Origin of the sequence: Mesorhizobium sp. M0587, from assembly GCF_040320945.1 — a bacterium.
Lineage (GTDB): Bacteria > Pseudomonadota > Alphaproteobacteria > Rhizobiales > Rhizobiaceae > Mesorhizobium.
The window spans coordinates 37,149-61,068 of sequence record NZ_JAMYQP010000037.1 but is presented as its reverse complement, the minus strand read 5'-3'; the positions used below and the strand labels follow the sequence as shown (position 1 = coordinate 61,068).

Annotated in this window: 21 protein-coding genes and 1 pseudogene; 9 read left to right on the top strand and 13 right to left on the bottom strand. The window is 60.7% G+C overall.

Annotation, left to right across the window (positions count from 1 at the left end; translation table 11 throughout):
- Positions 1 to 318: 318 nt before the first annotated feature.
- Positions 319 to 801: a response regulator gene (locus NKI49_RS26625; RefSeq protein WP_352605520.1), complete on the top strand. Its 483-nt coding sequence runs from the start codon at positions 319 to 321 to the stop codon at positions 799 to 801.
- Positions 802 to 1,203: 402 nt separating this feature from the next.
- Here NKI49_RS26625 and NKI49_RS26620 read toward each other — a convergent pair whose 3' ends face one another.
- From NKI49_RS26620 to NKI49_RS26580, 10 genes are all read right to left on the bottom strand, one after another.
- The gene (locus NKI49_RS26620) at positions 1,204 to 1,512 is read right to left on the bottom strand and encodes an EthD family reductase (RefSeq protein ID WP_352605518.1); all 309 of its coding nucleotides are present in this window, start codon (positions 1,510 to 1,512) and stop codon (positions 1,204 to 1,206) included.
- A gap of 24 nt (positions 1,513 to 1,536) precedes the next feature.
- The gene (locus NKI49_RS33475) at positions 1,537 to 1,785 is read right to left on the bottom strand and encodes an exopolysaccharide production repressor protein (RefSeq protein WP_502899579.1); all 249 of its coding nucleotides are present in this window, start codon (positions 1,783 to 1,785) and stop codon (positions 1,537 to 1,539) included.
- A 383-nt stretch (positions 1,786 to 2,168) separates the two neighbouring features.
- Positions 2,169 to 3,242, bottom strand: coding sequence for an ABC transporter ATP-binding protein (locus NKI49_RS26615; RefSeq protein ID WP_352605516.1), 1,074 nt, complete (start codon positions 3,240 to 3,242; stop codon positions 2,169 to 2,171).
- A complete protein-coding gene (locus NKI49_RS26610) occupies positions 3,239 to 4,039 on the bottom strand; it encodes an ABC transporter permease (RefSeq protein ID WP_352605514.1) in 801 nt (266 codons plus the stop codon). The genes NKI49_RS26615 and NKI49_RS26610 overlap by 4 nt, the downstream gene beginning before the upstream one ends.
- A 1-nt stretch (position 4,040) precedes the next feature.
- Positions 4,041 to 4,901 carry an ABC transporter permease gene (locus NKI49_RS26605; RefSeq protein ID WP_352605512.1) on the bottom strand — a complete coding sequence of 287 codons (861 nt, stop codon included), beginning with the start codon at positions 4,899 to 4,901 and terminating at the stop codon, positions 4,041 to 4,043.
- Positions 4,902 to 4,960: 59 nt separating this feature from the next.
- Positions 4,961 to 5,965 carry an ABC transporter substrate-binding protein gene (locus NKI49_RS26600; RefSeq protein WP_352605509.1) on the bottom strand — a complete coding sequence of 335 codons (1,005 nt, stop codon included), beginning with the start codon at positions 5,963 to 5,965 and terminating at the stop codon, positions 4,961 to 4,963.
- 61 nt (positions 5,966 to 6,026) lie between these two features.
- Positions 6,027 to 7,496, bottom strand: a complete 1,470-nt coding sequence (locus NKI49_RS26595) for an aldehyde dehydrogenase (protein ID WP_352605507.1) — start codon at positions 7,494 to 7,496, stop codon at positions 6,027 to 6,029.
- Between the two features lie 10 nt (positions 7,497 to 7,506).
- Positions 7,507 to 8,544: an LLM class flavin-dependent oxidoreductase gene (locus NKI49_RS26590; RefSeq protein ID WP_352605505.1), complete on the bottom strand. Its 1,038-nt coding sequence runs from the start codon at positions 8,542 to 8,544 to the stop codon at positions 7,507 to 7,509.
- Positions 8,541 to 10,328: an alpha/beta fold hydrolase gene (locus tag NKI49_RS26585; protein WP_352605503.1), complete on the bottom strand. Its 1,788-nt coding sequence runs from the start codon at positions 10,326 to 10,328 to the stop codon at positions 8,541 to 8,543. The genes NKI49_RS26590 and NKI49_RS26585 overlap by 4 nt, the downstream gene beginning before the upstream one ends.
- Positions 10,321 to 10,908 carry an amino acid synthesis family protein gene (locus NKI49_RS26580; RefSeq protein WP_352605501.1) on the bottom strand — a complete coding sequence of 196 codons (588 nt, stop codon included), beginning with the start codon at positions 10,906 to 10,908 and terminating at the stop codon, positions 10,321 to 10,323. Before NKI49_RS26580 ends, NKI49_RS26585 begins: the two co-directional genes overlap by 8 nt.
- A 138-nt stretch (positions 10,909 to 11,046) precedes the next feature.
- Between NKI49_RS26580 and NKI49_RS26575 the strand changes: the two genes are divergently transcribed.
- The 3 genes from NKI49_RS26575 to NKI49_RS26565 all read left to right on the top strand — a co-directional run bounded on the left by NKI49_RS26575 (position 11,047) and on the right by NKI49_RS26565 (position 13,576).
- A complete protein-coding gene (locus tag NKI49_RS26575; protein WP_352605499.1) occupies positions 11,047 to 11,724 on the top strand; it encodes a GntR family transcriptional regulator in 678 nt (225 codons plus the stop codon).
- A gap of 561 nt (positions 11,725 to 12,285) precedes the next feature.
- Positions 12,286 to 12,669: a hypothetical protein gene (locus NKI49_RS26570; protein ID WP_352605497.1), complete on the top strand. Its 384-nt coding sequence runs from the start codon at positions 12,286 to 12,288 to the stop codon at positions 12,667 to 12,669.
- Positions 12,670 to 13,318: 649 nt separating this feature from the next.
- Positions 13,319 to 13,576, top strand: a complete 258-nt coding sequence (locus NKI49_RS26565) for a hypothetical protein (protein ID WP_352605495.1) — start codon at positions 13,319 to 13,321, stop codon at positions 13,574 to 13,576.
- 253 nt (positions 13,577 to 13,829) lie between these two features.
- Here NKI49_RS26565 and NKI49_RS26560 read toward each other — a convergent pair whose 3' ends face one another.
- Complete coding sequence (locus NKI49_RS26560) at positions 13,830 to 14,027, bottom strand: hypothetical protein (RefSeq protein WP_352605492.1); 198 nt, start codon at positions 14,025 to 14,027, stop codon at positions 13,830 to 13,832.
- 880 nt (positions 14,028 to 14,907) lie between these two features.
- On the opposite strand from NKI49_RS26560, the gene NKI49_RS26555 reads away from it, so the two are divergent.
- The 5 genes from NKI49_RS26555 to NKI49_RS26535 are packed head-to-tail and all read left to right on the top strand — an operon-like array spanning position 14,908 to position 22,905.
- Positions 14,908 to 15,903, top strand: coding sequence for a glycosyltransferase family 2 protein (locus NKI49_RS26555; protein WP_352605489.1), 996 nt, complete (start codon positions 14,908 to 14,910; stop codon positions 15,901 to 15,903).
- Between the two features lie 2 nt (positions 15,904 to 15,905).
- The gene (locus tag NKI49_RS26550) at positions 15,906 to 17,078 is read left to right on the top strand and encodes a glycosyltransferase family 2 protein (RefSeq protein ID WP_352605537.1); all 1,173 of its coding nucleotides are present in this window, start codon (positions 15,906 to 15,908) and stop codon (positions 17,076 to 17,078) included.
- A gap of 6 nt (positions 17,079 to 17,084) precedes the next feature.
- A complete protein-coding gene (locus NKI49_RS26545) occupies positions 17,085 to 20,102 on the top strand; it encodes a glycosyltransferase (RefSeq protein WP_352605487.1) in 3,018 nt (1,005 codons plus the stop codon).
- On the top strand, positions 20,099 to 21,088 hold the full coding sequence (locus NKI49_RS26540; protein ID WP_352605485.1) for a glycosyltransferase family 2 protein: 990 nt from the start codon (positions 20,099 to 20,101) through the stop codon (positions 21,086 to 21,088). Before NKI49_RS26545 ends, NKI49_RS26540 begins: the two co-directional genes overlap by 4 nt.
- Positions 21,085 to 22,905: an ABC transporter ATP-binding protein gene (locus NKI49_RS26535; RefSeq protein WP_352605483.1), complete on the top strand. Its 1,821-nt coding sequence runs from the start codon at positions 21,085 to 21,087 to the stop codon at positions 22,903 to 22,905. Before NKI49_RS26540 ends, NKI49_RS26535 begins: the two co-directional genes overlap by 4 nt.
- Positions 22,906 to 22,940: 35 nt before the next feature.
- Here the strand turns inward: NKI49_RS26535 and NKI49_RS26530 are convergent.
- Positions 22,941 to 23,245 (bottom strand): annotated as a pseudogene (locus tag NKI49_RS26530) (integrase core domain-containing protein); the annotation flags it as partial.
- Positions 23,246 to 23,252: 7 nt separating this feature from the next.
- Positions 23,253 to 23,783 (bottom strand): DUF1003 domain-containing protein, encoded by a 531-nt coding sequence (locus NKI49_RS26525; RefSeq protein WP_352605535.1) that lies wholly within the window; start codon positions 23,781 to 23,783, stop codon positions 23,253 to 23,255.
- Between the last annotated feature and the right edge of the window lie 137 nt (positions 23,784 to 23,920).

Below are 23,920 nucleotides of genomic sequence, written 5' to 3'. Positions count from 1 at the left end.
CGCACAATCGCCGCTACTGTGCGCAGGCGCGTCACCGAAGACCGGGTGAGCGTCTCGTCCCCTCTTATGGTTTTCCTCACTCGATCGTCGACCGGACTACAAACGTGAGGAAGGGCCAGCCAATCGAGCTTATCGCCGACGGTACTTCTGATCGATCACGGACGCGACTTTGATCCTTCGAGCAAGAATGATGGCTACGGCGTTGCGCGGAATCAGGGAGCGGGTCGAAAGAATAGGCGGTCAGCTCGTTGTTCAAAGCTCGGCGGCAAAGGGCACGGCTGTGCGCATCACATTGCCCTCGCAGGAGGCTTGAACGTCATGAGCGTTGCCCCCGAAAAAACGCCAGCCAAGATCAGGGTTCTGGTTGCCGACGACCATGTAACGGTGCGGGAAGGCTTGGCCGCAATCATCGGCCGTCAGCCGGACATGCTGGTCGTCGCGGAAGCCGCAACCGGCCTCGATGCCGTCGATTTATGGCGGCAGCAGCATCCTGATGTCGTGCTGCTCGATCTGCGTATGCCGGTTCTTGACGGTGTTGCGGCTATGGCCGAAATCCGACAACAGGATCCTTCCGCGCGCGTTGTCGTTTTGACCACCTTCGACACGGACCATGAGATTTCTCGCGCCGTCAAAGCCGGTGCCCGCGGCTACCTGCTGAAGGACGCTCAGCGGGAAGATCTGCTCGACTGCATCCGCAAGGTTCATGCAGGTGAGACCTGTATCCCGTCGCTGCTGGTGGCAAAGCTTGCGTGTTTGGCGCAGGAACCATCCGGCATAGGGATCCGATTTGCCGCCGCCTAAAGATGCACACGGCTTGCTGACCGAAAGATCGGCCTATGACCTCGCATGATATCTGCCGCGACGGTTATGAAACTGCCGTCGCGTCCCAGGGTTCGCTCCACTGCGGTGCCCGTCTGCCTGTGCGCAACCCCGGCTCCGGCGTAGTCGCAGACGATGTCTGCTGTCAGGAAGCAGCAAACCCGACCCCTACGGGCTAGCATAGGCGCATTGCGGTCCGGCAGCTTTGGGGCCGGAGGTTGACGGTCTGCTTCCAGTACTGGCTCGTCAGAAGCAGCCGTTGCCCAGCCGACCTCAACGTGTCGAACCGGTGGAAATCTGTGCTACTTCTGGTCCTATCGCTCGGACGCATCCGTTTTCACGTCACGAGCGGATTGAATCTCTTGAAGGCAGAGTGGGCGAGGCTCAGACTTCCCTAGTCTCGAAAAGCAAAAGCTCCACTCCGCCGTCTGCGAAATTGCCAAGATCGGCCGCAGTTGCCTGCCCCTCCTGAGAGGCAAACGCGGCTTGAATGTCCGCAACGGAATCGAAGTGGAGGATCGCCACAAGATGATAGCCTGAGGGCCCACCCGGGGAATGGACCCCGCCATCGCTGATCTCGTATTTTCTCAAACCGGGAATCGTTTTGGCCAGCGGAATGTGGGTCGAAAAATAGTAACTGTCGAATGTGGTCGGGTCTTTCGGCGTTTTGTAGAGTGCGACAAGTCTGGCCATACGCCCCCCTTTTTGAAACGACACCTACTGCCGGCTATTGCGCGAAAGAGTACTCCTCAGCGAAGGCGCTGGCAAATGGTGGCGCCCCCTCAATCGAAGCGGCTGAGCAAGATTGACAGGCTCCCGTTTTGTGTCCGTGCTTTTCGTCGAGTGCCTATAGCAATGCCCCAATGTCAGCAGGAAATATCCAACTTGCAATACAATCAGCGTGAGGACAGCCCGAGCGAGCGCCAGCCAGATGGAACCGGTTTCAACGCCAGCCCAGATCGCCATGATGAATGACATCCCGAACATGCCCACCAGAAATTGTGGAAAATAGATAGTTACAGCATCCAAAGTTTGCGCTTGTGGGGGCTTCTGAAATTTGCCGTTAAAGAGCCCGCCGCCCCATTTGCGAAGCGGCGGGGCCCCCAAAGTTTACCCCCCGACTGCCGAGGTCGTTGACCCGGCATTGCTGAGAGTGCAAATGCGGTGCCAGACATGGTGGCCCATTACGGGACACTTATGCCAATGGCGCAAGACAGGATTTCCGAATAATATTAACTGTTGCTAATGTGTCACCTTGGGCCGAGCGCGGACGAGGCCGGTGCCGAACGCTTTCAGAAGCGGTCCATCAGGCGTCACGGTAGCAGAGTGATCTGACCGATTCCGGGCCTTCAGGCCGGGAAAAGGAATGCCACGGCGGGGTCGAAGAAAATTTGCCTGCTCGAAGCGGCACCGTCCGGTTGTGCTGCGTCTGAAGTCGGCCTGACGTCAATCTCGTCGCCGGACGTCGTGCGCGCCAAGACGCGCCGACGGTCGCCGAAAAAGGCCGTATCGACGATCTCGACGGGGACTGCCGCAGTTCCCGGCGCGGCGGTGAGGCGGAACGCTTCCGACCGTACCATCACCCTCACCTTCTGGCCACGATTCAGAACTTGCGTGGTCTTCACGCCCTTGACGATCGAGCCGTCGGCCAGACGAACTGTCGCCGCGCCGCTTTGCGTTTCGAGATATTCAGCCGGGAGAAAGTTGGAGTTTCCGATGAAGCCGGCAACGAACTCGGTGGCGGGCCTGAGATACAGATCCTCGCCGGTGCCGATCTGCTCGATGCGTCCGTCTTTGAACAGGGCGATGCGGTCGGAAAGGTGCAGCGCCTCTTCCTGATCGTGCGTGACATAGAGAATGGTGACGCCGGTCTCGCGGTGGATACGGCGGATCTCGGCCTGGATCTCCTGGCGCAATTTCTTGTCAAGCGCCGACAGCGGCTCGTCCATCAACAGGATCGGCGGGTCGTAGGCCAGTGCGCGGGCAAGTGCCACGCGCTGCTGCTGACCGCCTGACAATGCACCTGGATACCGGTCGGCGAAATTCTCCAGCCGCACGAGCGCCAGCATATCGGCAACCTTGCGCTTGATTTCAGCATCCGAGCGGCGGCGCACGCGCAACGGGAAGGCGACATTCTCGGCGACGCTGAGATGCGGGAAAAGCGTATAGCGCTGGAACACCATGCCGATGTTGCGCTTATGCGACGGCACTGAAAGCAGCGACTTGCCCTCGAGTTCGACGTCACCCGAGGTCGGATCCTGGAAACCTGCGATGGCGTAAAGCGTCGTCGACTTGCCGGAGCCTGACGGCCCGAGGAACGTCAGGAACTCGCCCTTGGCCACATCGATGGTGACGTCGTGCACGGCGACAAAGGCGCCGAACGCCTTTCTCACTTGGCGAATGGAGAGGAATGGGAAGGTCATCTGGATTGGTTTCTTCGCAAGAGTGCGGTGACGATCATCAGGCACAAGGTCAGGCCGACGAGCAGGCTGGAAGCGGCGGCGACGACCGGGCTGAGGTCGGCCCGCAAGCTGCCCCAGATCTTGACCGGCAGCGTCTGCAAAGTCGGGCTCGCCATGAAGATCGCCACCACCACCTCGTCCCATGAGGCGAGGAAGGCAAAGATCGCGGCGGAGAAGATGCCGATCCTGATTGATGGCAAGGTGATCCGAAGCCTCGCCTGCAGCGGGCTGGCACCACAGATGATAGCCGCGTCCTCGATGGATTTGTCGAAGCCTTCGAGCGCCGTGGTGATCGGAATGATGGCGAAGGGCAGCGCCAGGATGGTGTGGGCAATGACGAAGCCGATGGTGGTGCCGGCAAGGCCGATGCGCAGGAAGAAGGCGTAGATGGCGATGGCGAAGACGACGACCGGCAGCACCATCGGCGTCAACAGCAATCCGCGCAGGAGTTGCCGTCCGCGAAACTCACCCCTCACCAGGCTGAAGGACGCCATCAAGCCGATGAGCACGGCGAGGATCGCTGCCAGGGTGGCAATGCGGGCGCTGGTCAGTGCCGCATCGATCCAGGCCGGATCGGCAAACAGCTCCTCATACCATTTCAACGTCCAGCTGGGCGGCGGAAAGGCCAGCCAGCGCGACGAGCCGAACGACAGCAGCACGATGAAGACCACCGGCAGCAGTAGGAAACCAGCAATAAGGCCACTGAAGCCGACAAGGGCGATGCGCAGCCAACCCAGCCGGTTGTAGTCGAGCAGCATCTTACAGGGCTCCCGCGAGGCGCTTGGCGCCGACCAGGCGCAGTTGCAAGGCATAGAGCATCATGGTGACGACCAGCAGCACGAAGGCGGCGGCGCTGCCGAGACCCCAATTGAGCAGGGACTGGATGGTCTGGGCGATCATCTCGGCCAGCATCATATTCGAGGTACCGCCGAGCAGCGCCGGCGTGACGAAATAGCCGAGCGACATGACGAAGACCATCAGTCCGCCGGCGGCGATGCCGGGCAGCGACAGCGGCAAGAGGATGCGGCGGAAGGCGTCGAGCGGGCTCGCGCCACACAAGGCGGCAGCTCGCAACGTCATCGGGTCGATGGCGCGCAAGGTGCCGACCAGTGGCAAGATCATGAAAGGCAGCATGATGTAGACCATGCCGATGGTGACGCCGGCGAGATTGTTGATGAGCGGCAGCGGCTCATGAATGACGCCGAGGCCTATCAGGGCGCGGTTGATGACGCCGGTGCGCTGCAGCAGCACCATCCATGCGTAGGTGCGGGTGAGAAGATTGGTCCACATCGACAGGATGATGGTGCCGAAGACGACCGAGGCGAGGGCTGGCGGCATGATCGCCAGCGTCCAGGCGACCGGGAACGCCACGACGACGGTTACGGCGGTGACGACGGACGCGACCAGGAAGGTGTTGAGGAACACCCGCACATAGGTGCCACTTCCGAAAAGCGTGGCGTAGTTCTGCAAGCCGGGCTCGGGATCGGTGACGCTGCGCAGCAGCAAGGCGACCACCGGGACGATGAAGAACAGGCCGACCAGGATGACGGCCGGCAAGGCGCCGCCACTGCCGGCCGGTAGCCCTACGATCGAGGTGCGTCTGAGGGAATTTCCCGACATTTGGCGGTCCTGGTTCTGGAACGGGGCGCGGCTCTTCGCGCCCCGTTGGCTGTAGCGGCCTACTTGGTCTGCCATGCGTACCAGCGCTCGGCGATGGCGTCACGGTTCACCGCCCAGTAGTTCATGTCGAGGTTGATCTGTCCTTCGACATGGGCATCGGGCAGGCCCCTCACAACATCGGCAGGCATTTCGGCCTTGGCCGCGGTGTTGATCGGCGCATAGCCGCTGGCTTCGGCGAACTTAGCCTGGCCGGTTGGGCTGGTGGCGGCGGCCAGGAACTTCATCGCGTTGGCTTTGTTCTTGGCGCCCTTCGGCACGACGAGAACGTCGGCGGCGGTGAGGTTCTGGTTCCAGGAGACGCCAACATCGGCGCCGTCCTTCTCCAGCGCGAAGACTCGGCCGTTCCACAGCTGGCCGAAAGCGGCCTCGCCAGAGGCGATCAGCTGCTGCGACTCGGCGCCGCCGCTCCACCAGACGACGTCGGCCTTGATCGTGTCGAGCTTCTTGAAGGCACGGTCGAGGTCGAGCGGGTAGAGCTTGTCGGCCGGCACGCCGTCGGCAAGCAGCGCGATCTCGATGACACCCGGCGCCGACCATTTGTAGAAGGTGCGCTTGCCTGGAAATTTCTTCAGGTCGAACATGTCGGCCCAGCTCGTCGGTTCACCCGAGACGGCGCCCCTGTTCCAGGCGAGCACGAAGGAATAATAGAAGCTGCCGACGGCATGTTCATTGCTGAAGCGCGGGTCGAGATCGGACTTGGGCACGGCCGCGAAATCGATCGGTTCCAAGAGCCCGTCCTTGGCGGCCTTGATGGCGAAGTCCATTTCGACGTCGACGACATCCCAAGTGACGTTGCCGGCATCGACCATGGCCTTGAGCTTGCCGTAGTCGGTCGGCCCGTCTTGCAACACCTTGATGCCCGAATCGGCTTCGAAGGGGGTTGCCCAGGATTTGGTTTGGGCCTCCTGCGTTGTGCCGCCCCAACTGGTGAACACCATTTCGTCGGCGCGGGCGGCGGTTACCGCCAGCAGCCCGGCCAAAAGGCCGGTCAGGATCAGTTTCATGCCATTCTCCTCTGTTGGTTGCTATTGTTGTTGTTCTTAGTGCTCCGCCGCCGTGCGGTTCTCAGCGCATGACGAAGGGATCGGGGATCGGCTCGTCGGAGGTCTTGATCCAGACCGATTTCGAGCGCGTGTAGTCGCGGACGGCGTCGAGCCCGCCTTCGCGGCCGAAGCCGGACTGGCCGTAGCCGCCGAAGGGAACGAGCGGCGACACGGCGCGGTAAGTGTTGACCCAGACGACGCCGGCATGGATGTCGCGCGCCAAGCGGTGCGCCTTGCCGAGATTGCTGGTGAAGACGCCTGAAGCGAGGCCGAAGGGGGTGTCGTTGGCGAGCGCCAGCGCCTGTGCCTCAGTGTCGAAGGCGAGCACGCTGAGCACCGGACCGAACAATTCCTCTCGCACGCAAGGCAGGTCGGCGCTGCCGGCATCGATGATGGTCGGCGTGTAGTAGAAGCCGGGGCCGTCTGGGCGTGTGCCGCCGGTAACCAGCATGCCGCCCGCTGCAAGGCTCTCGGCGACGATCTTCTCGATCCAGTCGCGCTGACGCCGCGTGGCCAATGGCCCCATCTCGGTGGCAGGGTCCTGCGGATCGCCGATGCGGATCGCCTCGGCCTTGCGCTTGAGGCGGGCGAGGAATTCATCCTTTACCGAACGCTCGACCAAAAGCCGCGAGCCGGCAACGCAGCTTTGGCCGGTCGCCGCGAAAATGCCGGCGACAACTGCATTAGCGGCGCTGTCGAGATCGGCGTCGGCGAAGACGACGACCGGGCTTTTGCCGCCGAGTTCGAGCGTCGTGTAGGCGAGGTTTTCGGCCGTGTTCCTGACGATGGCCCGCGCCGTCGAAGGACCGCCCGTGAAGGCGACGCGCGAAACCAGCCGATGGCTGGTCAGGCGCCGGCCGCAATCATGGCCAAAGCCGGTGAGGATGTTGACGACGCCCGGGGGAAAGCCGGCCTCCTGGACGAGTTCGGCAAAGGCGAGCAGCGGCGCTGGACCATCCTCGGAGGCCTTGAGCACGATGGTGCAGCCGGCAGCGAGCGCCGGGCCGAGCTTGACGGCCGAGAGGAAGAGTTGCGAATTCCACGGTACGACAGCGGCAACGACGCCGATAGGCTCGCGGCGAATGGTGACGTCGAGATCCGGCTTGTCGATCGGCACATGCGCGCCTTCGTGCTTGTCTGCGAGCCCGCCATAATAGCGGTAGTAGTCGCCAACATAGGCGATCTGGGCGCGGGTCTCGCGGATGATCTTGCCGGTGTCGCGTGTCTCGAGTTCGGCCAGGCGTGCGGCATTGATAGCGACGAGGTCGCCGAGCTTGACCAGCAGTTTTCCACGCGCTGTCGCGGTCATCCTTCGCCATGGGTCTGAGCGCAATGCGCGGTGCGCCGCCTCGACGGCGCGGTCGACATGGGCTTCGCTCGCTGCTGGCATCTTCGCCCAGGCCGCGCCGGTCGACGGATCGACACTGTCGAAAGTGGCGGACGGCTCGTCGAAGCGGCCGTCGATGAAGTTCCTGAAGAGGGCGTCGGTCATGGGCTCGCGATCAGAGGAAGGCCGGCATCACCCGGTCGATGAACAGTTGCAGCGATTTCATCTTGCGCTCGTGCGAAAGGCCGCTGTCGATCCAGATCGAGTACTGGTCGTAGCCGAGCGTCTCGTAGGCTTTCAGCCGGGCGATCACGTCGTCGGCTTCGCCGATCACCAGGTTCTGGCGGATCTTGTCGGGCGCATATTGCGGCATGGCCGCGATCTCGTCCGCCGTCAGCGGTTCCAATATACCTTGATGCACGGGCTTTTTGTTCTGGAACCAGGCGCCGAACTGGCAGTAGAAAGTCGACAGGTCCTGCGTGAGGCGATCGGCGTCGGCCGCGTCCTCGGCGACGAATGTGTGCATCAGAAGCATGATTTCCGGCCGTGCAATGTCGGGATGGGCCTCGCAGGCGGTGTTGAAACGCTGCATCAGGCTGGTCACCTCGTCGTCACCGGACGCAAGCGGCGTCACCTGCACGTTGCATTTGTTGGCGACGGCGAAATCATGCGAGTTGGGATCGCGTGCCGCCACCCAGATCGGCGGATACGGGTTTTGCAACGGCTTGGGTGAAGAGGTGGTTGGCGGGAAGGACCAGAACTCCCCGGAAAGCTCGAAGTCGCCGTCCCACAGACCGCGGATCGCCGGCACCATCTCGCGCATGCGCTGGCCCGCGCCCCAGGCGTCGAGCCCGGGAAAGAGACGCTGATACTCATAGCTGTAGGCGCCGCGCGCGATGCCGATGTCGAGCCTTCCGCCTGTGATAACGTCGGCCATCGCCGCTTCGCCGGCAAGCTTGATCGGATGCCAGAACGGAGCGACGATTGTGCCCGTGCCGAGCCGGATGCGCTTCGTCTTGGCACCGAGATAGGCGATGTTGATGAACGGGTTCGGCGAGATGGTGAATTCCATGCCGTGGTGTTCGCCGATCCAGACGGTTTCGAAGCCGGCCTGTTCGGCCAGAAGGACGAGCTCCTCGAGTTCGTGCACGAGATCCGAATGCGGCTTCGTCAGATCCGACCGTTCCATGTGCACGAAGAGCGAAAATTTCATCTCTGGTCATCCTGATTGGAAGCGGCGCTGGCAAGCGGCCGCACCTCGCCTTCGATCTCGTTACCGACATAAACGCCGAAAGCATCCTGCGTGCACTCACGCACATAGCGCGCAAGCATTGAGCGGATTGCCGGATCGGCGATCTTCATCCCTTCGATAGCGTCGATCTCGACAAGCCGGATACTGTGGTCGCTGGAGGCAGGCACAACGAACGTGCCGCGATAGTAGACACGGGTTCTCGACGTATTTCCGGCATCGTCCCAGACCGCGAAGAGAAAGCCGAGCTGGGCTTCGATGGCCCTTGCGGCAAGAAGCCCGTTGAGGCTCTTTGCGTCGCTTGCCGAGCCGAGCCCCCTGCCGTGCGGCAGTTCGTAGAAACCGTCGGCCGTTTTGAGGAACAGGATCCTGCCGCCGTTTTCGAGAATGGCGCCGACATCGGTGCCGGGCTGGGCGGCGGCCATCGCCTCCTGGCTGAGGCCAGGCGCGACGTACGCGCCACGGCAATAGCCGAGCGGCGGCGAAGAGTTGTGCGAGAAATCGCGGACGCGGCCGATCAGAATGGAATGATCGCCGGCTTCGACCAGCCGCTCCATATCGCAGTCGAATGCGGCGACCGAGCCGTCCAGCAAAGGGCTGCCGGTCTGTCCCGGGCGCCAGGCGACCGAGGCGAACTTGTCCGCCGCTTTCGAGGCGAAAATGCCGGAGGCAGCTTTCTGGGTCTCGCTGAGGATGTTGATGGCAAAGCTTTTCGAGGTGGCGAATACTGGATGCCCCGATGCCTTGGTGGCGATACAGACGAGCACGAGTGGCGGCTCCAGCGACACCGAGGTGAAGGAGTTGGCGGTGAAGCCGCGCGGCTCGCCTCCTGGGCCGATTGTGGTGACGATGGTGACGCCGGTGAGGAAGGAACCCAGCGCGCGCCGAAACTCGCCAATGTCGAAAACGGATTCCGTTCTTCCGACCTTTGCCTCCAGCTCGCCCTCAAGAAAGTCGACAATGTGGCGCGTGGTCAGGTCGGGCGCGGTCACCGCCATCATGTGCTTTTGGCCGTCAAGCACGACACAGCGGCCTTGCGGCGCCAGACGCGCCATCGCGGCCGACATCACCGGTGACGAATTCCTGTCTTCGGAGCCGGTCATGAATAGCGCCGGCACAGCGAGCGTCCCTAGGCGGTCGGCGTGATCGCCGTCGGCGCGGGCAAACAGACGATAGGTGCGGGCGTAGCCTTCCGGGTCGGCGTTATTGAGTGCCCCGGCCGTCTTTTCGGCAGCCGTCGACAGGTTTGCCGGCACCGGATTTCCGAACCAGCGTTCGATGGTCGTGGCGGTGCCAGATGGATCGCCCTTGCCGTTCAAGGCGGCCGCGCGCTCACGAACGGCCTCAGCCAAATGCGGCGGGCGCCGAAACACGGCGTTGAGTGAGACGATGCGGCGGACGCGCTCCGGTGCGCAAAGCGCGAGTTCCTGGGCCACAAGCGCGCCCATGGAATGACCGATGACGAATGCCGCGTCGATGCCGAGCTGGTCTAACAGCCCGAGGGCCTGGCCGGCATAGTCGGCCAGGTCCGGGTTCTCTCGTGGCAGCGGCGACTGCCCGTGGCCGAGCATGTCGATGGCGATCACATCCCAACGGTTAGCCATCCGCTCGATCTGCGGCTCCCAGATGGTGGCGTTCATGCCCACGCCATGAATGAGCAGCACCGGCGCGCCCGATCCGGCGCGGAGAAAGCCGGTGCCGTCCAGGGTCTTGCCCCGGATCCATGCCGGTGCGGGGGCGTCAGCCATGCAGGTCCCCGAGCTCCTTGAGGTCCTGGTAGCGGTCGCCGATGCGGTGATGCGGGCGCCCGCCGATCGAAGCGCCAAGCGCCACCACCAGTTCGTCGGGTGCGGGCGCGTCGCCGATCTGGAAATGCACGGTCAGGTAGTGTGAACGTCGGCCTTCGTCGTTCTTATCCATCAAGGGGATCATGATCGGCGTGTTCGGCCCGCCGCGCAGATTGGTAAAGGCAAGATAGGTCTTGGCGCCGACAGCACGGCGAAAATGATTGCCGAAATGCAGCGTGTGGATCAGCGCCGATGCGTGCTCGATCTCTCCCGATGTGCCGCAGATCGCGGCCTTGCCGTAGCCTTCGATCGCCTCCCCCGAACCGGCGATGGCGATGATCTCTCGGGTCAGCAACTCACCCAACACCGGCGCGTAGCCGCGGATTTCGGGGGAGAGATCCTCGGTAAAACCACGCCCGGCCCAAGGGTTGGTCAGCACCGCGGCGACGCCAATAAGGCGCAGTGGCCGCGGGGCGGCCTTGCCGCCTTCGATCAGCGTGTTCTCGGTATAGGTCACGATCTTCCGAATGGCAGGCTGCATGGAATCCTCGGCTAGGTGACGCGCCCCAAAAGGGATCAAAGGCTTGTGCTATCTTATGGTATACCATCCTATGGAACGCCAATAAACTTGTCAATCGGCCATCGAATCTGATTTGGTGGCGGCGCAGGGAGACAGGGCATGCCGGACGACTCGCTTCGCATCGATCGCACCACCAAGACCTTGAGAACGCTGGCGCTGGAGCGCATGCGCGAGGCGATCATGGATTTCCATTTCCAGCCCGGCGAAAGGCTGGTCGAACGGCCGCTTTGCGATCAGCTCGGCGTCAGCCGTTCGGTGGTGCGCGAGGTTCTGCGGCAGCTGGAAGCCGAGGGTTTGGTGCAGATGATCCCAGGCCACGGGCCGGCGGTGGCCAAGCCGGATCTTGGGCGCACCGATGAAATCTATGAATTGCGTGCGCTGCTCGAAGGTATTGCGGCACGCGCCTGCGCCATGTCCGCGACCGATGCGCAGTTGGCCTTGCTCGATCGCGCTCTGGCCAACCTTTTTGAAGCCTGGGCGTCCGGCAAACCGGCCGAGGTGATGCGGGCGACGACGAGTTTTTATGAAGTGCTGTTCGACGCGGCCGACAAGCGCGTCGCCTGGGAGATCGTGACCGGGCTCAACGTCCGCATCAACCAGCTCCGTTCCATGACGATTCTTTCGGCGAACCGCCGCGAGCCGGCAATTGCCGAGATGACCGAGATCATGAACGCGATCCGGTCACGCAGGCCGGAGGAGGCGGAAGCCGCGGCGCGACGGCATGTCGAATCGGCCTGGCAGATCGCCCGACACAAGCTGAGCCTTGATCCGCGTTAGCCGTGCCTTGGCAACCCGTCCCCACGACATTGAATCCGGGCTTTGACCATTGGCCCACATATGCACACGCCAGCAGGATTGCTTGCGGCGCTTGGCGACAGACTTAAAGCTGACAAGGCTCATCTCGCAACAATGGACGGAGAAATCGACAGCCGGCAGTGCCGAGATGGAGGATGCTCAGTTATCTCTAACGCGAGATCGAAAACCGCAAGCGTTACAGCGACGTGTCGCCCTTTCCAGCCTCCCTAGCCATAGGGGCTTCATTGAAGCTAAAATGGCCGACGCGAAGCCGGTGAGACAGCCGCATCGGCCACCACGGCATTTGCTTGAGGGGCCAAATACCGCCCGCGGACCTTTGCATCTGCTAATGTTTCAGGCAAATGAAGTCGCTATCCGGACGCAGGAGGATAATGCCACGGCGCGCCGGGGATCGTGGTCCAGTAGGCGAATTTATATTTGACAGACCCGCTCTTAAAGTTGGCTAGAATCGCACCCTGATTCCATTTGAGCCAAGGTTAGAAAACGAGTAAAAAGTTTCCATTCGCCGGAAGGGAGGCCGCGATGATTGCAGCGCGATTAGAGGTCGCACGGGCGGTCATTGAATCCGCCTTTCTTCTTCGCCAGCATTCCATCGCCCGAACTGCCGCATTTCGCCGGGATATGGATCAATCGCGGAAGACTATCCAAGCGTCACGTGAACTGTTGAAGCGGCTTCGTCAACTTCATCGCGACGACATGGTGCAAGTTTGGGAAGATGCCGATCCGCCTCCCGTTGCGGTCTGCGCTTTCGATGCCGACATTCTCCGCTCTGCATTCCGAGACCTAGTCAGTGAAACGGGCGTGCCTGAGTGCCAGTGGCGAGATTTGGCTAAGACCCTGGTACGCGAATACACCGGATGCGAGCAGATCGCAGCTGGCTTGGTCGATTGGATCATCCACAACTAGCTACCCAGTCTGTAGAGAACGGTTGGAATCATCCCGCACCGTGCTGGTTGTGCGCTCGGAGCGGCCGATTCTGCAAAGATGCAGCCGCTTAAAAGCCCGCTGCGGTCCCTCCCCCCGGAGGGCTTTTTCCAACGGATGTTCGCAGGACTTAGGTCTTGGTTCTACACGCAAAGGTCTTGGAGTTGCGGTTTTGTCCATTGGACGTTCCGCTATATAATCCAGAAATAATAATCTGGGCGCAAGCCGGCCAACGATGACAGAGACCTGTAGCGGCAGTCGGGAAAGCTGTGCGAAAACGCTACACGCAAACACCCGATGAGCATGGCGTCCAAGAGCCGGTCAAATCTGCAATATGCACCAATGAGACCTTTAAGACGCTTTTTGGGACGAAATCAAATGGCGGTACTTAAGTCCCCGCAGTGATGTCCACCCAGGCAACACTCTTCAGCAAACGTCGCGGCCACAAGCGCCCAAGGCCCAACGACGCCCGAGATCGTCAGCATTGCGAGCAGGAACTGCGGAAAAATACATCGCCCCAATCCGCTACCCATTCCGCAAACGCTCCAGGCGAGAGTCTCATTATTTTAGCGATCGCGTGAGTACAGCCTCTGGCCGGTAGTGTCTCAGATTGAAATTTGACGGAATGCAAATGCATTCACATATCGCCCAGACCTCCTATATGCTTAGCGCAAAAGCATGGGAGAAAGGCGTGTCCCCAGAACGTGACGTGCGTATGTGGCGCGAGGCCGGGAAACTTGTGGAATCCGGCGACTATGAAGGCTGGCAAGCCATCGAAAGGGAGCTTCGTAGCAGAGGCTTCCCACGCGCCAAGCTACTGCTCGATAACGATCGGATCCGCGACAAATTGGATGAGCTCTGTGAGCGCGCACAGGAGCAACGCGCTTAACTACCGGACCTAGCTAAAGGCCAGAAGCGCCCCGCCGACGTGATAGGCAATGCCGTGCACGTATGCGAATTGCGACGGGCGAGCCGCCGCGAAGGACTTGGCGCAAGACACGGAAACAAGCGCGCCGAGAACATGACGCCAGAGCGGCGCGCGGTCAGTTCCTCCAGGAGGCTGACGGGCGTTTCCGCGCTATCCTGCACGCTGCTCACGTGCAGGAACACCGGCTAGTCATCCGTCCCCTTGTCGGCACAACCTAACTGCGTTGGCTCGAATTCGGATTTTGACGATCCTCAGTGGTGATGGCGCCCTTTGAGGCCTTCGAACCACCTCCCCATTTCTGGGCTTTTTGAGCTTGGTCGCCGCTCCCTGTCGGGCGCTTTGACTTGTCGCTTCCGTCTGCCTTTTTGCCGGAGATAGGCTGATTGGTAGAGCCTTTCGTTTGCGTGTTCATAATCGCCTCCTTGCGCTGAGCGAACGAATGAAAGTGACGACAGTTCCACTCCGGGTGGCGCCTGCAGGGTGAACTATGAGGCGCTCCCCCTCCAGAAGCCGACGAAGCAGATCGACACGAAACAGAAAACGTTTCCCTGCCTTCGCGTTTCATCAGTTCCAGCTAGGGATCGGCCGAATGCCGCCGAACCGCAGGCAGGACGGACGGAACAAGGAAGCGATTGCGTAACGAGCTTAAACGGGCACAGCCGCCCCATGCAAAAAGGATCGCCATCGCATGCTGCGCGTCGGGTGGGGAGCCGTGGCTGCGGCCGGGCCGTGGTGGGAGACGAGCAGCTTGCAGGCACCCGGCCGAGAAGTTCGGCCGGGCATTTCGAGATTAGAGGCACGCCCGCATCTCGCCATGCAAGCATTTGACGTCGAGTGCTCGGTTCGCAAGAGGACCGGACCGCCCCGCTCGCCGACCGACGGTCATGCTGCAGTCGTACCTTGCGTTGGCCCACTGCGCGCCTCGTCCAGTGCCTCACGATCTGGTTCGTTTAAGGCGGTCGATAAGAAGGGCGAGGACAATCGAAGTTGATGCCGGTCTGCTGCTTTGAAACCGGAGCATCCTCTTGGGGAGCGTGATCATCGGCCTTCGACCTACCGCACAGCGGTACGCCAAACTGCTGGTTGACTCGATTGTTTAGAATGAACTAATAGAATAGCGCTTTGGCGCCACGGATGTGGCCGCCTGTTTCGGGATCGACATGTTTGTCCCCTTAGTCAGGATGATAGGGCGCCCGAGTCGATTTGCCGCGAATTCGCCCCGATCATTGTAGAGCAGTACTGACACTTATGGCAGCTAGCCACTTTTTGCCGCGGAGAAAACGAAGTCGCCGATGATCCATGACAAAACCACGGTTGGCGTCGTGGTTCCGATGTTCAATGCCGAGCGAACCATCCGCTCTACCCTGACCAGCATCTGCCGGCAGAACCACCAGGCTTTGGACATTATCGTGGTGAACGATGGATCGACGGATCAATCCGCATCAATCGTGGCATCCTATGCCAAGCAAGATCGGCGTATACGCCTCATAGGAAATTCGAATGGCGGCGTGGCGCACGCTCGCAACAGCGGTGCGGCTTCCACCGACGCTGAGTTTCTGGCGTTTGTGGACGCCGATGATCTTTGGGCCCCCTCCAAAATCGCGCTGCAGTTGCGCGCCCTGCGCGAAGGTGGTTCCTCGGCGGGCTTGGCTTATTGTTGGTTTGCGCACATCGACCAGGACGGTCGGGTATTCTCACTGAACCATCGGCCCGACGCCGACGGCTATGTACTCCAGCGCATGTGCAGACAAAATTTTGTCGGTAACGGAAGTTCGATGCTCGTACGTCGCTCTGCATTCGAGCGAGCAGGACAATTCGATCCCACCTTGCGGGCCAGGAACGCACAAGGCTGCGAGGATCTTCTAATGTGCCTCAAAATTGCGGAAAACTATGAGTACCGGCTCGTGCCTCAGCACCTTGTCGGCTATCGGGTGACGAACCTCAACATGTCGAGCGATGTCATGCAGATGCTGCGTTCCTGTGAAATCGTCCTCGCCCAGTTTCGTGAAAAATATCCGCCGTTCGGGAGCGATCTCGATGCCCATTTGGTCGACATGATCCATTGGCTCGCCACAAGAGCCTTGATTGATGGGCGGTTTTTCGCGGCCGGTGAGCTGCTGAGGAGGCTCTTTGCGACGGAACCGGGCGTTGCGATCTCCCGTCTGCCTAATATGCTGGAAGAGTATTGCAGAAGCCGACTGGTTGCTCGATGGTTCAAGGCGCGCGTGAGACGAATGCGAAATGACAGGAGCGAATTTCGGCCCCTCTATAGCGAAATGAGCTGGTGAAGATGTCGGTGACGCCGAACCGGCGCGCAAATCTGCTGGAAGCCGACCTGCAGAAGATGTTTGGCCTGGATGGCTGCCCAGGTATCCGCCATGTGGATTTAGATACCCAAGCTGCTCCTGAGGATTGCGATTCTGGCATGATCGTATTGTGGCGCGGCGGGCTCCCAGTCGGGCATTTGCTCAGAGCGAGCGACGGTGAGTGCCGCATCGCCCCAATTGCGGCCGCTGTAGATACAGAACTTGCTCCACCGGTTCTGGACCTGCCGAGTGCCAGCGTGGTCATATGCACACGCGACAGGCCGAACGAATTGCGGCGCTGCCTCTCCTCGCTTCCCCAGCAAAGCGTCCCGCCGGCAGAGGTTATCGTGGTCGATAACGCGTCGAGAGGTGGCGAAACGCGCGAGGTGGCGCTCGCGGCCGGCGCAATCTACGTCCGCGAGGATCGTCCTGGTTTGGATATTGCTCGCAATCGGGGCGCTGAGCGTGCGTCCTCTGAGATTGTTGCTTACACGGACGATGACGTTCTGCTTCATCCGCAATGGCTTGAGCGGCTAATTACTGCATTCGGCAGCCCGTCGATCGGCGCCGTGACGGGTCTAGTACTGCCCGCCGAACTTGCCACCGAAGCACAGCGTTATTTCGAGACATTCTGGAGCTTTGGGCAAGGCTATAGACCTCAAATTTTCCTAGCGGCCGACTTTGCTGCCAGCAAGCACGAGGTGTTCCCTGCCTGGAAAATCGGTGCCGGTGCCAGTATGGCATTCCGGCGCGACGTGTTTGACCGCGTCGGGCTGTTTGACGAGCGCCTTGACGTTGGCCAGGCCGGGTGTTCGGGTGACTCCGAATATTGGTATCGGATCCTCGCCAATGGATATGACTGCTGTTACCAGCCAACGTCAGTCGCCTTCCATTTCCATAGGAGGACGATGGAAGGATTAGCCAAGCAAATCTACTTCTATATGCGCGGTCACTCAGCCGCATTGCTCGTCCAGCATGAACGGACCGGCGTCAAGGCGAATTTGAAACAAGCTTTCAAATGGAAGCCTCGTTGGTATCTCGGTAGAGTTCGCAGAAGGTTGCTTGGACGCAGGGTCCCTGACGATCGTTTCCTTTGGCAGGAAATCGCCGGCTATGCTTCGGGTATCCTGTTCTATCTCCGAGCCAGGCGCGGGTAAGGCAGCGTGGCGGATAACCCCTTGGTTTCAATCGTGGTGCCTGCGCGCAACGCGGAGTTGACGCTGGCACAAGCCCTTGATTGCCTCCTCAGGCAGGACATTGCTGATTGGGAGGCGATTGTCGTCGACGATGACTCGGAAGACGGTACCGCGGCGATTATCGCTGATTATGTCGGGCGCGATGCCCGATTTCGGACGGTGAGCTCTTCTGCCCATAGCGCCGCGGGCGCACGCAACAAAGGTATTTCGATCGCGCGCGGCCGTTGGCTCATGTTCCTGGATGCAGACGATTGGGTAGACGCCAGCTTCCTTGCGAAAATGCTGGCCGCACTGAAAACCGCGCCCGGTTCGGTGGCTGGCTATTGCGGGTCTCGGCGCGTGATGCCCGATGGCGCACTCACCCCGCCGAGCATCGCTCCCGAGGTTGCGATCCAACCCTTCGAGACATTCGCGCGCCGGTGTGCCGTCCGCACGCACGCGCTGCTGATCGACCGAGCGACGATTGTCGAGTTAGGCGCTTTTGATGTGACGCTGCGCACCTGTGAGGACTGGGATTTATGGCAGCGCGTCGCACGCCTTGGCAAACGTTGGGTGATGGTAGACGAGCCGCTCGCCTTCTATCGGGCCAGCCCCAACTCGCTCACCCGCAATTCAACGCAGATGCTGGCGGATGCGGAAATCGTGATCACCCGCGGCTTTGCCGCTGACCCCAGGGTCAAACACCCGGCAACTGCGCATGTCAATGGAGCGACCTCGGCGGGAAGTCGCGCCGCTTCGGAAGCACTCGCGTGGTTCGCATTGTGGAATGCCGCATCGGATTGCGGCGCAGGCGTCGGCCCGATCAATCCCCAGATCCTGCGTGCTCTTCCCGCCAGACATGACTGGGCGCATGAGGTCGCCAAGGTGATCTTCGACGGCCTGATGGTAGGCTCTCTATCGGTGCCCGAGCAATTGGCTGCCAGATGGGACGGGTTCGGCGCCCTCCTGACCGACTTGATCATTGAACTCGGCAAGATCTGGAACGATCCCGTTGCGGGTCGGCGCGTACAATATCATCTCGAGCAAATGCTTCTCGATTTCGACAATCTTGCTGCTCCGCGGACGCTGGCGCGGACGCTCGGGATCCGCGTTGATGCCCGAAATCCGCCCTGGACCGAACTGCCGGAGGGGATCGATCAAATCTACGCCTACCTCATGGTGAACGGCGAGATCGCGGCCCTCGTGCAGTTTGGTGTGCTCGGGAGAGTGACAAGGCGTCATTGGGTTGAATTGATCCTGAATTGTCTGTCGCCTCAGGAGGTTACACGAGATCTCTCCGGCTTCGCGCGCTTGGCATTCCGCTTCTGGAAGGGCGCGGCATGGTTAGCTAGCCGATCATATGTCCCAGGCCTGCAACAGAGCGCCGACGCCGACAAACCAGTTGGGTACGCAGCAAAGGCGTTGCTGTCTATGGCCCGACGCCGGTCTGATCGGGACAGCCACTACGGCAGGCTTGCACGGGTGGCAGCTGAAACACAAAGGCTGGTGTGGTCGGGCGTCGAAGTGAAAGAACCTCCTGCACCGCCGCACCGGGCACAACCAGAAGGTGGGCGCGACAATGATCGCAAGTCGTTCTGGGATCGCTATTTCGCGACGGAGGACCCCTGGAACTACGGTTCGCCCTACGAGCAAGAAAAATACGAGCACCAGCTCGACATTCTGCCGGCCACTCCCATAAGACGGGCGCTCGAGCTGGCCTGTGCGGAAGGCCACTTCACGCGACAACTGGCGCCGCGAGTGGGCCATTTGACCGCAACCGATATCTCCGCCGTAGCGATCGAGCGCGCGCGCGCGCGATGCAGGGACCAGCTGAATGTGGAATTCGACGTCCTGGATTTTTCCGTGGATACCCTTCCTGGAGAGATGGATCTGATCATCTGCTCGGAAGCGCTCTATTTCTTGGACGGTCTCGATGAGTTGCGACGCGTCGCCACAAAACTAGTCGATGCCTTGGCGCCCGGCGGCAGTTTCATCACCGCGCACGCATTCGTGCTTCGTGACAATATGGAACGGACGGGCTTCGATTGGGATAACAAATTCGGTGCACAGGCAATCTCGGAGACGCTCGCCGCGATCGAAGACCTCGTCCTCGAGCGGTCGATCCAGACCGATCTCTATCGCATAGACCACTTCCGCCGCATGTCCCCGCAAGATGCGGCGACGGAGCCGACGGTCGATCATGTTCCCGTCCGCGCGCCCATCGAAATGGAAGTGGCGCGAAATATCGTCTGGGGCGGGGCACGGGCGCTTCGCCGCGACGTGGCGCGTAACGAGCGGCGGCGGCGCATCCCTGTTCTGATGTATCATAGCATTTCCGACAATGGTCCGCCCGCGCTCGCCCGCTATCGCTTCACGCCCGCCAGCTTCAACAGCCAGATGGCGTGGCTGCGCGCCAATGGCTTTCACGCCATCACGTCCGAGCAACTGCAATGGTTCATCGACAATGGTCACCCTTTCGTGGGTCGCCCCGTGCTCATCACGTTCGATGACGGTTTCCAGAACTTTGCCGACCATGCCTGGCCAATCTTGCGCGCGAACGACCTGACTGCGGAAGTGTTTCTGGTGACGGACCTGGTCGGAGAAAACGCACGGTGGGATGCCGACAGCGGTCCGCCGACGCCGCTCATGGATGCCGGGACTGTCCAACGCCTTGCCGAAGAAGGTGCATTTTTCGCTAGCCATCTGGCGACGCATCGCGCGATCGATGGTCTCTCGAGCTCCGACCTGGCCGGTGAGCTGCTGCGCTCACGTATGTTCATCGAGCGTTGGACCGGGCGGACCACGAAAACGTTCGCGGCGCCTTTTTCTGTCACCGATCGACGGCTCGGTCAGCTGGCTAAGGAGTGCGGCTATCGAATCGGCTTCGGCCACAGATCGGGGCCGGCGGATCTCGATTGCGATCCGATCGACCTTCCCCGCATCGAGGTTCGCGGGGATCGGTCGCTCGACGAGTTTGTTGCCGTGCTAGAGGCTGTGCTCGAATGATCGGCGAACTTGTCAGTGTCATTGTCCCCGCTCATAACGCGCAAGACACAATCGACGAGACACTCCGCAGTGTTCGGTCCCAGTCTCACCGCGCGCTCGAGATTATTGTCGTCGACGATGGCTCGTGCGACCAGACTGTCACCATCACCCAACGTCACATGGAGATCGACCCACGCGTGCGGCTGATCAAGCAGGCAAACGCCGGCGTGGCAGCCGCCCGCAATACGGGTTGGCAAGCGGCGCGATCTGATCTGATTGCATTCGTCGATGCCGACGATCTCTGGGCGCCGACCAAGATAGAGCGGCAACTGGCCGCGTTCGATCGGGCAGGCGAGAAAGTGGGGCTTGTCTACTGCTGGTATTTGGTGATCGATGCGCAGAGTGCCGTAACTGATGATCAGCATCGGCCAAACTGGCGAGGCGATGTGCTTGAGCGCCTTTTCCACGGCAACTTCGTCGGCAACGGCAGCGCCGCCCTAGTATACCGGCAGGCACTGATCGACGCCGATGGTTTCGAAAGTGGGCTGCGCAAGGCCGGGGCGCAGGGCTGCGAAGATATCCTTTTCTATTGTCGTGTTGCCGAGACGTACCACTTCGAAGTCGTCGAAGAGCCGCTGGTGGGATATCGCTATCTACCGGGAAATATGTCGAGCAACATGGCCCGCATGCTGCGGTCCTGGATGCTTGTGGTGGATGAGATGCTTGGCCGCCACCCGGATGCGGCATCTACGCTGTGTCAGGGCCTGCATTTCTATTCGGCGTGGCTCCTGGAGCGCACGTTGCGCCAGGGGCACCCGCGCTATGTGCTTCCCATCGTGTCACTGCTGCTTCGCCATCATCCCGCGATAGCCTTGCGGATAATCGCCGTGGATTTGCCCCGCATTGGAGCGCATTTCGCCAAGCGCGTCGCGACGAGGTTGATACGTGGTCGCCTGCCTGCCCGCCCGCCCGTGACCAAGCGCTTCCCGATTGGTGACCCGAAATGAACGAGGCGAAAGATGCCACGCGCCGCGGTGCGGTCCGTGCTTCGTTGCGCGACCTTTCGCACCTGCTTCGCATCGTTGGAAAGGCGCGGTGGGCGACGCCCGCGCTGCTGGCGCTTGGCTTTCTGTCGTCCTTGGCCGAGACGCTCGGCATCACTCTGATCCTGCTGTTCCTTTATTTGGTGTCCAATCGGATCACGGAAGCAGGCGCTGGCCTTCAGGGTCGAGCGCTGGACCTGGCAGTCACCTGGTTCGGTAGTCCTACCCGGCTCGCCTTCGCAATCCTGCTGCTTATCCTGGCGCGTGGAGCACTAGCGCTGCTGTACTCGTTGATAAGCTCCAGCATCGGGGAACGGATCAGCGAGCGCGTGCGCAACCTCATCCACGAACAATATCTCCGAGTAGCGTTCGGAACCATCCAACAGCATGAGCAATCCCAACTCATGGAGGTGCTCGGGACCGAATCGTGGTTGGTCGCGCAAGCCTATGGTGCGGTCACCCGCCTCATCATAAACAGCTGCTCGATCTTCGTGTTCGCCGTTTTCCTGCTTACGATCTCCTGGAAGATACTGTTGATTGCAGCCCTCACCTCAATCGCGATCTCGGCGATCCTGCGCATCCTTTCGCGTCCCGCGCGGGATCTTGGGCATCAAGTGAAGAAGATTCATCAATCGCTCGGCGAGCACATGCTGATGACACTGCAGGCGTTGCGCACCATACGCGCCTATGGACAAGAGGCGCTTCATCAGCGCCGCTTTGTGCAATCGTCGGCGGCCGCGCGCAACGCATCGCTGTCCATGATTCGCCTTTCGTCGTGGATCGGACCAACGACCGAGATCGGCTATCTGGGAATGTTGGGCTCCATCGTCCTGGTCTCCGGGTGGTGGAATATCAGCTTCGAGGTGACGCTGGCCGCTGTTGCACTCCTTTATCGGCTGCAGCCGCATACGCAGGAGTTCGAGAGCAATCTGCTGTTTCTGGCGCAGATACAGCCGCAACTGCGCTCAGTGTTGGAGATGGTCAAGTCCGAGGACAAGGAATACCCGTCGCAAGGCACCATCGGACTCGGAAATTTGAACGCGAGTATCGTCTTCGAGCACGTGAGCTTTGGCTATGATCAAAATGCGCCGGTTCTCACGGACCTGTCGTTCGAGATTCCAGCCGGAGAAACCACGGCGCTAATCGGCGCAAGTGGCGCTGGCAAGACGACGATCGTGAACCTCCTCTTACGGCTGTATGAACCGTCCTCTGGCGACATCAAGATTGACGGCACCCGGCTGCAAGACATCAAGCGGGACGACTGGTTGTCCAAGATCGCGGTAACGGGTCAGGATGTAGACCTCGTCGAGGGCACGGTGACAGAGAACATCCGTATGGCCAAAACGGACGCGACCGAAGAAGAGATCATTCTCGCTGCCCGCAGTGCCGGCGTGGCGTCATTCGTCGAAGACCTCCCCGATCGCTACGATACCTGGATCGGGCAGGAGGGGCTGCGATTTTCCGGCGGCCAACGACAGCGCATTGGCCTGGCACGAGCTGTATTGCGCAATCCTGACTTCCTGATCCTGGACGAGGCCATGAACGCACTCGATACCGCGCTCGAGGATCAAGTACGGCGTGCGATTGACAGGCAGCTTGGCAAAAGGACAATTTTGCTGATTACGCACCGCATAGAAACGGCGCGTGATGCCGTTAACGTGATTTGGATAGAGAACGGCAGAGTCAATAGCCAAGGACCTGCCTCTGTCATTGTTCCTCAATACCAACGTCGCCAGCACGAAATCGCATGTGCCTCTGAGGTTGATAGCAGGGGGCAGTGACCACTCGATGTTTGTAACCCAGCCTGTTCATTGATCTAAATGTTTAGTCCCGGCATTTGCCGGAGCAGGTTAAGCTGGAAGGGTTCGGGCTGTGCGGCCCAAACCTTGCAGATGAACTCATGAGGTGTGAAGACCTTGAGGTTTTGAGCCTGCGGCCGAAGTTTTAGGCCGAGATGAAGTCGCCAAGGTGCTGGGGGAGCTGGTCGTTGCTCTCATAGTAGAAGCGCCTGACGGTCGCATCCTTGCTGGTTCGGTTCATCCGCTCGACTTGGCCGTTGGTCCAGGGATGCGTTGCCTTGGTCGCCCGGTGCTCGATGTCGTTCGTGGCGCAAGCGTATTCGCTTTGCTCAACCTTTTCCCTGATCTCCAGAAGCTTGCTGGATTTGCGTCATCACATGTCGGGGATCGACATTCTCTGCCAGTTGCGGCAGCTCGTTGTCGGCCGGGGTCGAGACATTCAGGCGCGTCGCCAAAGCAGCCACCATCTCGATCAGCCGCGTGGTTTCATGCTCGTTAAGAAGGCTGATCTGCAGGTCCAGTTCCGCTCGGCGCTCGCTGTGTTCAGCCATTCTGTTCTGATTGATCAGCACGAAAGTGGACAAGAAGATTGCCTCGACCGAGGCGACCATGGCCAGGATCACAAACGTGGGGTCCCAAGCTGGGATGCTTGGTATCGCGCCAAGGTTCGCAAGAATCCAGGCTACAAGAATCGCGAGATGCAAATAGACAAAAGTCATGCTTCCCGCGAAGCGTGAAATGGCGCCAGCAACTCGCACCTGAACGCCTTGGCGCTCCTCTTGTTGTCGTCTCTGGTCGACCAGAGCCTGTATGTTCTGGTGAAGGACGGACTGCATGTCGTCGGGACGTTGATCACTCATGTGTTTGAATGTCACTTTCGCAAAAGCGGCGCTCGCCACTCCCTTGGCCTCGAGACGTGCGTTGACCTCGCTGACACCTGCCCTAACTCCCAGCCGACAGGCAGCCTCGACGCGAGGCGCGCAGCCCTGCACTCTTG

Excerpts from the sequence above, each read along its gene's own strand:
- NKI49_RS26625 (WP_352605520.1), top strand. The coding sequence starts at position 319 with ATGAGCGTTGCCCCCGAAAAAACGCCAGCCAAGATCAGGGTTCTGGTT.
- NKI49_RS26620 (WP_352605518.1), bottom strand. The coding sequence starts at position 1,512 with ATGGCCAGACTTGTCGCACTCTACAAAACGCCGAAAGACCCGACCACA.
- NKI49_RS33475 (WP_502899579.1), bottom strand. The coding sequence starts at position 1,785 with ATGGCGATCTGGGCTGGCGTTGAAACCGGTTCCATCTGGCTGGCGCTC.
- NKI49_RS26615 (WP_352605516.1), bottom strand. The coding sequence starts at position 3,242 with ATGACCTTCCCATTCCTCTCCATTCGCCAAGTGAGAAAGGCGTTCGGC.
- NKI49_RS26610 (WP_352605514.1), bottom strand. The coding sequence starts at position 4,039 with ATGCTGCTCGACTACAACCGGCTGGGTTGGCTGCGCATCGCCCTTGTC.
- NKI49_RS26605 (WP_352605512.1), bottom strand. The coding sequence starts at position 4,901 with ATGTCGGGAAATTCCCTCAGACGCACCTCGATCGTAGGGCTACCGGCC.
- NKI49_RS26600 (WP_352605509.1), bottom strand. The coding sequence starts at position 5,965 with ATGAAACTGATCCTGACCGGCCTTTTGGCCGGGCTGCTGGCGGTAACC.
- NKI49_RS26595 (WP_352605507.1), bottom strand. The coding sequence starts at position 7,496 with ATGACCGACGCCCTCTTCAGGAACTTCATCGACGGCCGCTTCGACGAG.
- NKI49_RS26590 (WP_352605505.1), bottom strand. The coding sequence starts at position 8,544 with ATGAAATTTTCGCTCTTCGTGCACATGGAACGGTCGGATCTGACGAAG.
- NKI49_RS26585 (WP_352605503.1), bottom strand. The coding sequence starts at position 10,328 with ATGGCTGACGCCCCCGCACCGGCATGGATCCGGGGCAAGACCCTGGAC.
- NKI49_RS26580 (WP_352605501.1), bottom strand. The coding sequence starts at position 10,908 with ATGCAGCCTGCCATTCGGAAGATCGTGACCTATACCGAGAACACGCTG.
- NKI49_RS26575 (WP_352605499.1), top strand. The coding sequence starts at position 11,047 with ATGCCGGACGACTCGCTTCGCATCGATCGCACCACCAAGACCTTGAGA.
- NKI49_RS26570 (WP_352605497.1), top strand. The coding sequence starts at position 12,286 with ATGATTGCAGCGCGATTAGAGGTCGCACGGGCGGTCATTGAATCCGCC.
- NKI49_RS26565 (WP_352605495.1), top strand. The coding sequence starts at position 13,319 with ATGCATTCACATATCGCCCAGACCTCCTATATGCTTAGCGCAAAAGCA.
- NKI49_RS26560 (WP_352605492.1), bottom strand. The coding sequence starts at position 14,027 with ATGAACACGCAAACGAAAGGCTCTACCAATCAGCCTATCTCCGGCAAA.
- NKI49_RS26555 (WP_352605489.1), top strand. The coding sequence starts at position 14,908 with ATGATCCATGACAAAACCACGGTTGGCGTCGTGGTTCCGATGTTCAAT.
- NKI49_RS26550 (WP_352605537.1), top strand. The coding sequence starts at position 15,906 with ATGTCGGTGACGCCGAACCGGCGCGCAAATCTGCTGGAAGCCGACCTG.
- NKI49_RS26540 (WP_352605485.1), top strand. The coding sequence starts at position 20,099 with ATGATCGGCGAACTTGTCAGTGTCATTGTCCCCGCTCATAACGCGCAA.
- NKI49_RS26535 (WP_352605483.1), top strand. The coding sequence starts at position 21,085 with ATGAACGAGGCGAAAGATGCCACGCGCCGCGGTGCGGTCCGTGCTTCG.
- NKI49_RS26525 (WP_352605535.1), bottom strand. The coding sequence starts at position 23,783 with ATGAGTGATCAACGTCCCGACGACATGCAGTCCGTCCTTCACCAGAAC.